The following is a 13,383-nucleotide window of genomic DNA, read 5'->3' on the forward strand; positions in this document are numbered from 1 at the left end:
ATCATGTCACTGTATATTATTGGCATTGGTGGTACAGGTGCTAAATGCATGGAATCTGTGATTCATCTGGCTGCTGTTGGTTTATTTGCCGACGAACCTATTAAACTTTTGTTTATCGATGCAGATGAAAGTAATGGTAATTTAGAACGTGCTAACACGAGTCTTAATATTTATCAAAGATGCTACAAATTAGTAGAAGGAGAAAAACAGCAGTCTCCTTGGATGAAAACACCAATTGAAGCATTTGAAGTCTGGTCGCCGTTTAGCGAAAAATCTATCAATAAAAATCTCGGTTCATTTTTTGGTTACAACAACCTCAAGCAGAATTATCAGACATTGGGTAATCTTTTTGATGTTTTATATACACAAGAAGAACGCGAAGTTGAATTAGATGTAGGTTTTCGGGGACGACCGGCTATTGGTTCGGCAATTATGAGTCAAGTAGATTTAGATACTCTAGATCAAGAACCTTGGCGAGGCATAATTAATCAAATTAACAGCGATGTAGCTGGTGGTAAGCCAGTCAAGATTTTTCTGTGTGGTTCAATTTTTGGCGGTACAGGCGCTTCCGGTTTACCAACGATTGGTAAGTTAATTGCGAATAAATTGAAAAAAATTAGTGTCCGCGATCGCGTCAAAATTGCTTGTTTATTTGTTCTCCCCTATTTTAACTTCTCAGCACCTACTGGAGAAGATCCAAATGCTGTTTATGCCCAATCTGATTTATTCTTGCTGAACACAGAAGCCGCACTCCGTTACTACGAAAGTCAAGCCCAAGAAATGTTCGACACAGTGTATCTGTTGGGTAATTCCAACTCCACACCAGTTAAATTCAGTATTGGCAAAAAAACTCAACGCAATCACTCACACTTTCTCGAATTATATGCAGCCACCGCCGCCAGACAATTTTTATTCAATTCTCCGCCAACTGGGACAGTAGTGTTAATTGGAAGGGAAGGAGAAAAACAACTAAATTGGAGCGATATTCCCGAAGAAAATGTAATTAAATCAGCCTTGGTAAATGCTACACGCTTCGCCTATGCTTGGCTATCCAACACTGCTGTAGAGTTAACTAGTGCTAAAGATAAAGGAGTTGATTGGGCGCAGAGATACATTAATTGGTTTAGTCGATTTTATCGTCCTAACCCAGGAATGCTAGGCAAAATTTTTGATAAAAAAGGCGAAGAATTACCCGATTTTGCCGATCCAAAAGAACAGGAAGCTATCAGAATTATCAATTATTGGTGTCAGGATTATCTGCGCTGGTTATATGAATTACATCAATGTCAAGGTGACGCAGTAAATCTGTTTACAGCTAATTCCTTTAGCAATCCCGCAGGACAACTCAAGCAAGAAGAATTTTCTCAGCTTGTCAAAAGCGATAGTCGAGATGAAGGTAAAAAAAACCAAGACACAGTGCAGAGATTACACGTATCCCTGACATCTGAACCCAGAGTTCTCAATCCACCCAACCAAGGTACAGCCGGATTAGCCAAGGCTTTATACATACTTTGTCGGCTGTAACTGAAGGATGAAGACTGAAGGATGAAGGATGAAATTATTCCATCGATAAAGCTAAAAGTTGAGTCACTTCTCACTTCATTCTTTCTGGTGTCAATTTGGTTTAGTTAAGGTTACAACTTGGCGAACAAAGTCAATTTTTTAATGAACCGCCAAGACGCAGAGAATGCAGAGAGAGGAAAGAAATACTTCAACTAACTCAGCGATTTCTAGGACAAAAAACTCCGCGTCTACAAACAAAACTATATTTACCAATGACAAATGACAAATGACCAATGACCAATAACAAATGACAGCCTTCTCCTGTCGGAGACACTACGCGAACACCAGTTATTTTTAATTGCGCCTACCTACTTATGACTAATGCACAACCAAGTAAAAAGCAGTTGCATTTTTTTCTCCCCACATTAAAGCCAGATTCTGATGTCAAACCAATTGATGAGTCAGGAAAATGGCAAGCGCAAAGAAACAAAGTCTTTCAAGATGTCGCCTCTAGTTTAGAGTATAAAGCCCCAAGAGCAGTCAAAAGCGTTAGTTCTGTACCGACAATGTGGGCGCGTCCCCTATCAATGGAAATGGCGCTGCATAATGGTAAGTACCCTATCCGCGATCAAATGATCGAACAATGGCGGGGGATGTTAGCCGCGATCGCCCTCGCAGAAGTCCGTGGTTTTCCCATCACCGCACAACTACTGCAACTGCGAGATTTTAAACACGAAGAATTCGCCCGTTCTTTAACCGAACTTTTACCTAGCGATCGTAATAGTCTTTATACATTAGATAATAAACATCCTTGGGAAGATATTTATATATTTTTATGGGATGGTAAACCGGTTGGTATTACAACACCAAGTACCTTAGTTTGTCCCTCAGAGGAAGGCAGATGGATCGGATTACCTTGGTGGGAAGATGGGATATTAAAATCCCCAATTCGCCATCTCAATAGCACAGAAAAATCACTCCTGTGGCGCTGGTTAGAAAATCTCCGCAAAGAGTTAGGTAACTATCAAGGTAAGAAACAAGCTATTAACATGATTGGGGGATTGATCGATCAATTCCGCACCGATTTAAATGCAGATACTCAACCAGCCATAAGTTTAACAGAAGATCCCCAATTTTTTGGCGTACCCCTCAATCGCGGTGTACTCAACGCATTAAATAAACCTCTCAAAGCACTGGAGAAACCTTCTAATGTCCGGTTAATTCCCAGTCCCGAAAAAGGTGTATTACCTGACTTATTAATTATCGATCCAGAAATTGCCAAAGCTTGGAATGAATCACCACAACATATCTGGGTACATGGAGGGAAAACCCTAGCATCTTTAAAAATAGAAGATTTGCGGACTAAAAAACTGGTTTGGCAAACTGTGCAATGGATTGAATCGAAAGATTTATTCTTACCGGAATTCTCTTTTATCAATCAAGAAGAAGCCTTACCTGGCGCTTATCTTCCCAAAGAAACAGTACCTTTAACCTTTGAAGGCGAACGAATTACCCCCCTAATTCCTCTCAATCCCAAACTGCTAGAGTATTTAACACCAGAAGAGATAAATCGGCGGATTCAATTCCAGCCATTTAATGGTGATGAGGGGCCGCAAGTTAGAGTAATTTTGGATTTACCTCTAGCAGGGTTAAACGATGGCAATCCACCTGCTAATTATCGCATATCTAAAGATTATCCCCTCAAACAAGATAACGCTTTAGCAGAAGTGCCGGTTTTAGAAGTTTGGCCTAATTTTCGTGCCAAAGGCTGGAAAACATATTATGCCTTCTATTACGATGGTGAACACGAAAATGATACTTTTCAAGTCTTTCTACCAGAAGCCAAACAACCACATATTTTCAAAGATGGTAGGGGTTCCTACCAAATGGCTTATTTAGAACAATTTCCATCCGTTATTATTTGCCAAGGTAAAGACAGAAAACTCTTAGGTTTAATGTTGCTCCAAGCTCCAGATGAAATTGAACTGAGAAGTTCCTGGACAGTTGGTGTAGATTTCGGCACTTCTTTTACCAATATTTATGTGAATAGAACTGATGTAGCCGAACCATTAAAACTAGAAAATTTACATCTCAAAGTTACAGAATTTAACCCAGAAACTCGGTTACCACTGTTGTATGAATACTTCATACCTGAGAATTTTATTCCTGTAGAAAAGCCATTACCTTTATCTAGTGTACTCACCATTAGAGGTAACTCAGGAGCCAGTCAAGAAAAATGGCAACCGATTTTTGACGGTCGAATTTATGTACCCGATCGCAACCGATTTAAGCCTCAAGAAGACTGGATTAAAACCAATCTTAAGTGGGAAGAATCGCAGAACTTGAGTTACAATCAATTGTTTCTCAAACACCTAGCTTTACACATTTCCGCCTTAGCCGCTAAGAACCGTGTTAAAGAAATTCAGTGGTCGTTATCTTTCCCATCAGCATTTTCTAAGGGTGATAAAAATAGATATGCTAAGACATGGCAAGATTTAACCAAAGAATTACAAGCCAAGACAGGAATTATTCATAAATCACCACAAATAGATAATGCAGATTATTTCCGTTCCGAAAGTTTAGCAGTAGCTCAATATTTTGCCGATCAAGAAGGACACGATCTAGTTAATACTACCTGTATTGATGTGGGAGGTGGAACTTCTGACATCTCAATTTGGGAAGAAGAAAATCTCGTTCATCAATGTTCAGTGCTATTCGCCGGACGCGATTTATTTTCTCAATTTTTAGAACTTAATCCTAAGTTTATGGAAACTAGATTTGGGATTGCTGCTGCTGAAGTCAAAGGATTAAAAGGTACTGCATTTAATCCCAAGCTAGATGTGTGGTTGAGATTGGAAGGCGATAATTGGCTCAATAATAAACGCGAATATATTGCAGATCAACCCGATTTTCAAGGATTGATCCAACTCACAGCAATTGGCACGGCGGGATTGTACTATTATGTGGGTATTTTATTAAAAGTTCTGCACAAAGAAGGCAAATATAGCCGTGATGAAATCACCCCTGTATATATAGGTGGAAATGGCGGGAGATTTTTACACTGGCTAGCTGAAGGTGGAAGATTTGATCGCTACTCGGAAATTAACGAATTACTCAGCCGAATTTTGAGTAAAGCTTCTGGCTTTGAAGATACAGAAGTATCCACACAATTAAGTCAAAATCTCAAAGATGAAGTAGCTTGCGGTTTAGTGCTGAATCAAACTAAGTTGCAAGGATTGAAGAAGAAAGCTAAAGATCCATTAATTGCTGGAGAATATTCGGAAATTAATGGTAGACAAATGAACTGGAATCAGCGCTTGGAACTGTTAGACGAAGAAGATGGAATTGAGCAATTTAAAATCCCTACATTGGAAATTTTACCGAAATTCCTTTATGACTTCCATATGACTTTAAAGGAACTGGAGATTGAAGGAATCAAATCTTTAGAAGGATATAAAAGAAGTCCAGATCCGCAAAGCAACGACAAATTATGGCGTGAAACCAACCGCGAATTGACTAATGTTTTACTCAAAATCAAAGGTAAATCAGATGAAATTCGCTTAGAACCTCCCTATATACTCGGTTTGAAAGCGCTGTTGAAGGTTTTAGGTAAGCAGTGGGCCGATAAATGGTCTAAGTAAAAAATCCTCAAATCCATAGTGCGTTTGGATTTGAGGTCAAATTATGTTATGTGCTGACAGTTATTTGAGGTAGTAAGCCATATCATATTTTTCTCCATTACTTGCAGCCTATCTCAAATAAATTTATACTAACCAGCCATTAAGCGATCGCAGAATTTCTAGGAGAGCAATAATACTTATGTCACAATCCCCATTTGACCATATTCATCCTAAATCAACTCCACACCCTTCAACAACTGAGACTTATAACACATTTATGGATGATTCTGAAGCGCAAGATACAGAAGAAATCCGCCAACAACAAAACTTAAAAAATGCTTTGGAAGAAATGCTGTCTACATTTGAGAAACTAAGCAAAAAACTTCCAGATACTATTCGTATTAGTAATATAGAAAGATTAGATAAGACAGAACTCAAGAAGTTAGAAGATGGGAATCATAAAATAGAGCAATTCCGTCAAGATTTTTGGAATTTTTATAAACCTAGTCTCAAATATGAGCTAGGAATAACTACTGCAACTCAGTCAGAAAAACCTCCTTCTACTTCAACATCTACTTCTAAACAAAATAGTCAGCATCAAGAAATTTCAGAGCATTCAGCCCAATCCTATCAGGAGCAATTACAACTCCAGCCTATTCTTCTAGAAAAATTAATACAAATAGCTTCAGATATCCAATCTATATGCTCACAAATTGAGAAACAATCAGCTTATATAAACGATAACTTAAAAACCGCAATAGTAACAGAGGTAATCACAGAAATTAAAAAATATTTTGTCGCTAATCCTCAAGAAAATTTATTAGAAAAAGATACTGTGCCAGATGAAAAGCCAGACAAGCATCGTTCTGAAATAACCCAGACACGGGAAACTCAATCTCAACAAGTATTTAGCCAATCTTCTAATGAATACCAGTTACCTTGGGTGTCAAAGTATAATCAAAATCCAGATTATTTTGCAACATTCGCGCTGGAAGTTTCAGCAACAGAAGAAAGTATTAATCAACGTCGCCTTGGTACTAATCAAGCAGTAATTATTGAAAAAGTGAAAAAAGGTAGAGGAAATTATTGGCTACTAGCTGATACCAATGAACATTACTTAGTGCCTAAAGGAGAATTAAAAATTAATCAGTATAATTTACCAACAATTGCAGCCCTATTTCAATGTACTGGAGAATCTCCAGAAAATTCTCAGAAGTTTACACTCGTGAGACCTGCGATGGTTTTTCCTATAGAATCCGAAAAATGGCAACTTGAAACAGTTGGTATGTTAAAATTTGAAGCCTAGATATTTACATAACCAACGAATATTCTTCATCGAGCAATATTGCACCCTGAGATTATTTAAAATGGTGCAAAGTGTAAATAAGAAATCCTAAAAACCTTTTCAGTTTAGATTTGATGTCAAATTATGTTAGATGCTGACAGTTATTTGGGTTAGTAGGCGTTATCATAAGTTTTCTAAATTACCTGCAGCACAAATTCAAAAAAATTTATACTAATGAGCTATCAGGCGATCGCATAATTTCTCAACGAGAGATCATACTTATGTCAACCTACCCATGTCCAATTTGTGGCAACCCAAACTACAGCAATCAGCAATATTGTTCGCAGTGCGAATTTCCCGTAGCACATCTTGCTTCTGCTTTTCCTATAGTAAAGGAAGAACAAGTAGTGAAATGGTCACAGGACAAATATTGGGAAATACAAAAACTCTCACAAAAACATTCTTCAGTAAATGATAGTTTAGACCGAACAACTGATAAGCCAGAGTCGCCAGACTATGCAAAATTGCAGGACAGAATTAAACAATTAGAGAAAGAGAAAGCCGAAATAGAATCCAGATTTCATCTCATGGATGAGAAATTGACTGAACTCGAAAAGAAACTTCCACAAGCTATTATTGTTGACGCAACTACTGAACAAAAGCTAAATGATTGGGGAAGTAATCTGGCTGCTAAAATCGATAAATGGAATAACGAACAGCAATCAGAATGTAAAAACGTATTTCATAATTTACGCTCTGAGTTAAAACGGTCAAAGTGTGAATTAAAAATTCAAACACCACAAGATACACAAAAAAGTAACGTCTCTGTAACAACTCCAACAAAGTTGCAAAATCACGATGAAATACAACAGCAGCCTCGTTTAGAACAATTGCAACCGCTATTCTCAGAACTATTTTCACCAATCGAAAAACATTTTATTGACAATATACAATCTCTCAAAACTGAGGTCATAGCGGAAATCAAAAATTATTTAGATTCTAGAGATCAGGAAAATTTACTAAAAACTAATATCCCCCCAGAAGAGACAATAAGAAATCCTGAACCAGAAGTAATCCAACTAGTAGAAATTCAACCGCAAGAAGTAACTCATCACCCACTACCTTCTGCTGAGTCCCAGATCCCTTGGGTATCAGCTTATAATCACAACCCAGAAAAGTTTTCCAAATTCGCCCTAGAAGTTTCAGTCACAGAAGAAAGTATTAATCGACGAGGTTTTGGTAACAACCAACCAATAATTATTGAAAAAGTCCGCAAGGGTAGAGGAAATTATTGGCTACTAACTGATGCCAATGAACATTATTTAGTACCTAAAGGAGATTTAAAAATTAATCAGTATAATTTTCCAACAATTGAGGCCTTATTTCAAAGTATTGGAGATTCACCCGAAAACTCTCAGAAATTTACACTTGTAAAACCTGCTATGGTTTTTCCTTTAGAATCCGAAAAATGGCAGCTTCAAGAACGGGGTCTACTGCAATTCTAACTTAGATTTAGCAGCATTGGTTACAACTATTAGCTTTAGGTAAAACCACGATTGCTTGCTTATGAAAAAGGTGAAAATTAAGAAATCATTACCAGCTTTATTAATAGTCTCATATCTATTAATAACCTGTCAAGCTGTAATCGCATTTGCTCATGAAAAACATAGTAATTCCTATTTCCTCAGCCAGCAAAATCCAACCGTTAATAGTGCAGAAATTACAGAAATAACACAGGCTTATAATGAATTTGATAATTCTCTAAAAATTCTGCTAAACCAACTCCAAGATGTAATTGACAACAAGCTTAACTCCAAATCTCTCGATTTTAAAACACCAAATGCACAACTAAAAAAACTGCGCCAAGTCAACAATAATTTGCTGGAAATAGAAAAATCTAATTTAAGCGATACCTTCAGTAATATCAACAATACTATCACTGAAATTTCAAAAGTAATTGAGCCTTTATCCCAGGGGTTGACATCTAAAAATGTCACGCAAATTCAAAATTATCTTGATCTTCCTGATAAAGATCCGCAAGTTAAGAGAAATTTAGGTAGTTTTGGGGAAATCACCCAAAAAAATATACAAGAATTTTTAATTAATCGGCATCAAAAGTTAGCTGAATATATGCAATTATTAACAAATAATAGCCCAAGTGAATCAGCTAATTTATTAGATGAAAATAAACAGCTAAAAGCAGAAATTAATAATTTTACTTGGAAATATAACTTATCTGTTATCGCTGCATTTGTCGCAGGTATATGTGTGGGATTTTTCAGGAAACTTCCCAGACAAAAAATCCGCAATCAACGCACACATCTTAAGCCAAATACTCCTCCTTATATCGAGGAAGCCGATCCAGATTATTCTCCAAATCCCGACGATCAAAATTATCCTTCACAAACTGCGATCGCATCACCGTCACCCCAACCCCCAACAGAAACAAATCCACCACCAAGAGAAAATCCTGCTAATAGCCAAGCAGAAAATACCAACAGGTCTATTAGTAGAATAATTCATAATGCATCTGTAAATGAATTAATAACAATTTATAATCAAAATCGCAATTCATTATCTAAATATTCTACAGAAGTTTCCGAAACCGAGGAAAGCATTAATCAACGTCGTTTAGGTAGTCATCAAGCAGCAATCCTAGAAAAAGTCAGTAAAGGTAAAGGTAGTTATTGGATAATCAATAAAGAAGGACTAGATTATCTTGTTCCCAAAGGAAGTATCAAAATCAATGAATTTAATTATAAAACAGTTGAATCTTTATTTGATTGTCAAGGCTATCAACCAAATATCTCCAGTGATTTTGTACTGCTTAAACCAGCACAAGTTACCTCAATTTCTCAACAAATGTGGCAAATTGTTGATTACGGTGTGCTAAGATTTTAATAAATCAACATCATTTTATAAATAAATAAATAAATTAATCTATAGTAATTCTAAATAATTCCTGAACAACAAGATCCCCTACATCTTAAAAGTAGGGGATCTGAAACCTTATTAATTGTCACCAATGAAAATTGAATTTTTTAACATAAACCTTTCGGAATTAATTCAAATTTATAATCATGTACCTAATCTCCTTTCAAGAAAAGCAATCAAAGTTTCCTTGACAGAAGATAGCCTCATCACCCAAAACAATCAACTAATTTTTCTAGAAAATGCGAGAAATGGTAACTATTGGGTAATCGCTACTGAAGATAGCAACTATTGGCTTTTACCAAAAACCAATCTCAAAATAGATTCATTTAAATATGAAACACTGAAATCTTTATTTCATTGTGATGGATATCAACCAGAAAATACTAGTAAATTTTCCCTACTACATCCAGCTAGAGTTTCTCTTACACCGAGTAGTTTGAAGTGGAAACTTGAAGAAAGGGGAAGATTAGATTTTTTAGATGTTGCTAAAACTGCGGAATTATCTCAATTACAAGCTGAACTGGAATCGATGTATGAAGAAAATAACAAACTCCAATTTCAATTAGAGTCATTAACTCAATATCCTCATCTACTTCAATCTCAGTTAAAACACTTAAGTGAACAGATTCAAGCCCAAAAGCAGCAGTTTAACCAAAAAATACAGCAAACTGCACAGGAAAGCCAATCTCTGTTAAATATTTTGAACAATAATCTTAATAAGATAGATACAGAGCTAAAAGAAATCAAAAATTATTTAGTCTCAAATCATAAACAAAATTTATCAAAAAGTAACATTGACTCAAATCAAAACACAATAAATTACGAATATCAAGTAATCCAACAACCAGTAGATCAATATCAAATACCATCTTCCAGTCAACCTTCTGGTGAGTCCCAGTTCCCTTGGGTATCAGCTTATAATCACAACCCAGATAATTTTTCAAAATTTGCTCTGGAAGTTGCCGATACAGAAGACAGTATTAATCAACGCCGCCTTGGGAATAACCAAGCAGTAATTTTTGAAAAAGTTCGTAGGGGTAGAGGAAATTATTGGCTACTAACTGTAAAAAATGAAAATTATTTAGTCCCTAGAGGAGATTTAAAAATTAATCAATATAATTTACAAACAATTACAGCTTTATTTCATTTTATTGGAGATTTTACAGAAAATTCTCCAAAATTTACACTTGTAAAACCTGCTATGGTTTTTCCTTTAGAAGCCGAAAAATGGCAACTTCAAGAACGTGGTGTACTTAAATTTGAATTTTTTCTATGAATCTTTTAAGAAATTTAATATTAATTATTTAATATGCTCAATCCAGAAGATTTTGAAGAAATTTTCACAAAACTTAATTATATATTTGATAAGGTTAGTGAATTAGATCGGAGATTGGTTTTTTTAGAGAATTCTTTGGGAAATCTAAATAAACCCACTCTTATAGACTCAGGAATAAAGGTAGCTGAGGCTATGGAAATTCCGACAATTAACAAAGTCAATTTTTCCAAAAATGAGTTACTAGAAATTTATAATAGTGACTTCCGGCAGCTAACTACTTATGTCATAAAAGTATCAGTAACAGAAGATAGCTTGTCTCAACAAAATTTTCAGAAAATTTTATTAGAAAAAAGAAGAAATGCTAACTATTGGATTATAGTTACTGAAGAGGATGATTACTATCTTTTACCAAAAGGTAATCTAAAAATTGATCGATATAATTATCAAATCATAGAATCTTTGTTTCAGTGTCATGGATACCAGCCTGATGTACATAACAAATTTATCCTGAATCAGCCTGCTATCGTTGAGCTAACATCAAATGGGCAACAATGGATGTTAGCTCAAAGAGGAGTATTGCAATTTACAACTGCTTTGGATGGTTCAGAGGTAGTAGATATTAAAAATTTGGCTGAAAATCCTGCTGATAACAGCAATATCAAAGGTCAGTTAGACGCTTCTATTTCTATATTTAAACATATATCAATATACCCAGAAGAGCGTCTGCGATCGCCTGGAGAAATATCATTAGTTAATGACTATAATCAAAATCCTAATCTCTTTACTTCGCTATATTCTGTCATCGAAGTTCGAGAATCTGAAGAAAGCATTAATAGAGTCTTTTTTATTAACAACGAACCTAAAATTCAACTTGTCAAACTTCACCCAGGTCATTACTGGATCGTAGTTGCCGAAAACATAAGTTATCTATTTCCTAAGTTTAATATTATAATTACTCAGGAAAATTTAGACATAGTGCAAGATATATTTGAATGCCAAAACTATCACGATAATCATTCTCATCCATTCACCTTAATCCAGCCAGGAAAATTATCTCCTTTGTTCCCAGAGGATACCGACTCAGTGCTGACCTCAGTAGATCGGTGGATCTTGTTAGAACGGGGAGTACTGCGATTTAAATTTTAAAGTAAACAATCGACATTTGCTATTTATCACAATATACTGTAAACTCTTTTACCGGCAGGCATAACCCACATCATCTTTTTGCGGGTGAACTTCTGATACAACCTGCTCGTTATGACTGCCAAATTGTAGTCAATTCACTCCTGACAACCTTAGCCTTGATTTACTGTGCTAACTGCGTAGAGCCAATGAATCAATAAATTAAGGGTCTCAGTGATTGTGCATAACTTTATTAAGCGATATTGACATATATCTTAAGGAATATTCTTGCTATTACACATATTAAATAGCTAAAACTAGCAATTATTCTTTAAAGACTAAAGATTCCTTTAATTTAAGCGTTGTAACTCCCGTTTTTTAAGGATAACATGGTAAATATTGTGTACTGACGACTCATACCAGATTTGGTATCCGATTTTCTATGGAAATTCAATTAATCAATATAGGTTTTGGCAACATCGTGTCTGCTAATCGAGTAGTTGCCATTGTTAGTCCAGAATCTGCGCCAATCAAGCGGATCATTACCGATGCAAGGGACAGGGGCCAACTTGTTGATGCGACTTACGGGCGTCGGACTAGGGCGGTAATTATTACCGATTCCAGCCACGTAATTCTCTCAGCGATTCAACCGGAAACTGTAGCCAATCGCTTCGTGATTTCTCGGGAGCATCAAGTTGTAGATAATTAACTAAAGATGGACTAACATCCCTACACTATTTACCCCGTATCAGCAGTACTATGTGAATTAGACGATTTTTCTGTCACCCTTGTGACCAATTCCTTAGTCAAGAGTTACACAGCTAACAGATACTAGACTAATGAATTTAGCTCTATCGATTAATTCACAGGTTTAGCTGATAATGCAAGTTCTACCCATTCAGAGTGGTGCTACTACTACCAAAGAGTTCCCGTCTTCCGGACGGCTAATTGTTTTAACCGGGCCTAGTGGGGTTGGCAAAGGCACTTTGCTACGTGCTTTGTTGCAACGTCATCCAGAACTTTACTATTCGGTTTCGATGACAACCCGTTCTCCTCGCCCAGGAGAAATTAACGGCAAACACTATTACTTTGTGAGCCGCGCTAAATTTGAACAATTGGTTGCCCAAAGGGAATTCTTAGAATGGGCAGAATTTGCAGGTAATTATTACGGTACGCCCCGAGAAGCTGTGCTTAACCAAGTTGGGTCTGGAAAATTGGTTGTACTAGAAATTGAGCTGGAAGGGGCAAGACAAATTCGCACTTCTTTCCCTAGTGCCCATAGTATTTTTATCTTGCCACCTTCATTTGATGAGTTAGAGAAGCGGATTCGCGGTCGCGCCCAAGATTCAGAAGCTGCGATCGCCCGTCGTCTCCAACGCGCTCAAGAAGAAATAAAAGCAGCTGATGAGTTTGACATTAAAATCGTTAATGACGATTTTGAAACCACTGTAAAAGCTCTAGAAGCGGATTTATTTGGCTAATTCCCATTCAAGTTCAAAAGTTAGTGGGCAGAAGCGAAAATTAATTAAAGCCTTGTTTGACACTCCCCGCCCTAAAGGGTCGGGGATTCTACATTCACCCTAGTTACTTGCTCTACCAGGGTTTCCCCAAGCAGAGTAGAGGTTACTAGTCCTGTAGCGTTA

At 36.5% G+C, this 13,383-nt stretch carries 9 protein-coding genes; all 9 read left to right on the plus strand.

Annotated features, from left to right (window positions below; genetic code table 11):
- Window positions 1–3 precede the first annotated feature (3 nt).
- The 9 genes from H6G08_RS27675 (at window position 4) to gmk (ending at window position 13,221) form a co-directional block, all read left to right on the plus strand.
- Window positions 4–1,524, plus strand: a complete 1,521-nt coding sequence (locus H6G08_RS27675) for a tubulin-like doman-containing protein (RefSeq protein WP_190548919.1) — start codon at window positions 4–6, stop codon at window positions 1,522–1,524.
- A gap of 353 nt (window positions 1,525–1,877) precedes the next feature.
- Window positions 1,878–5,144, plus strand: a complete 3,267-nt coding sequence (locus H6G08_RS27680) for a cell division protein FtsA (RefSeq protein ID WP_190548921.1) — start codon at window positions 1,878–1,880, stop codon at window positions 5,142–5,144.
- A gap of 178 nt (window positions 5,145–5,322) precedes the next feature.
- Window positions 5,323–6,429, plus strand: a complete 1,107-nt coding sequence (locus tag H6G08_RS27685) for a hypothetical protein (RefSeq protein WP_190548923.1) — start codon at window positions 5,323–5,325, stop codon at window positions 6,427–6,429.
- A 260-nt stretch (window positions 6,430–6,689) separates the two neighbouring features.
- Window positions 6,690–7,913 (plus strand): hypothetical protein, encoded by a 1,224-nt coding sequence (locus H6G08_RS27690; protein WP_190548925.1) that lies wholly within the window; start codon window positions 6,690–6,692, stop codon window positions 7,911–7,913.
- 61 nt (window positions 7,914–7,974) lie between these two features.
- Window positions 7,975–9,309, plus strand: a complete 1,335-nt coding sequence (locus tag H6G08_RS27695) for a hypothetical protein (protein WP_190548927.1) — start codon at window positions 7,975–7,977, stop codon at window positions 9,307–9,309.
- 124 nt (window positions 9,310–9,433) lie between these two features.
- Window positions 9,434–10,618: a DUF874 domain-containing protein gene (locus H6G08_RS27700; RefSeq protein WP_190548929.1), complete on the plus strand. Its 1,185-nt coding sequence runs from the start codon at window positions 9,434–9,436 to the stop codon at window positions 10,616–10,618.
- Window positions 10,619–10,651: 33 nt separating this feature from the next.
- Window positions 10,652–11,764, plus strand: a complete 1,113-nt coding sequence (locus H6G08_RS27705; RefSeq protein WP_190548932.1) for a hypothetical protein — start codon at window positions 10,652–10,654, stop codon at window positions 11,762–11,764.
- Between the two features lie 418 nt (window positions 11,765–12,182).
- Window positions 12,183–12,449 carry an extracellular matrix/biofilm regulator RemA gene (gene remA / locus H6G08_RS27710; RefSeq protein ID WP_015127199.1) on the plus strand — a complete coding sequence of 89 codons (267 nt, stop codon included), beginning with the start codon at window positions 12,183–12,185 and terminating at the stop codon, window positions 12,447–12,449.
- Between the two features lie 169 nt (window positions 12,450–12,618).
- Window positions 12,619–13,221 carry a guanylate kinase gene (gene gmk, locus H6G08_RS27715; protein WP_190548940.1) on the plus strand — a complete coding sequence of 201 codons (603 nt, stop codon included), beginning with the start codon at window positions 12,619–12,621 and terminating at the stop codon, window positions 13,219–13,221.
- The last annotated feature ends 162 nt before the right edge of the window (window positions 13,222–13,383 follow it).

Source organism: Calothrix anomala FACHB-343 (assembly GCF_014696435.1).
Taxonomy (GTDB): domain Bacteria; phylum Cyanobacteriota; class Cyanobacteriia; order Cyanobacteriales; family Nostocaceae; genus Aulosira; species Aulosira anomala_A.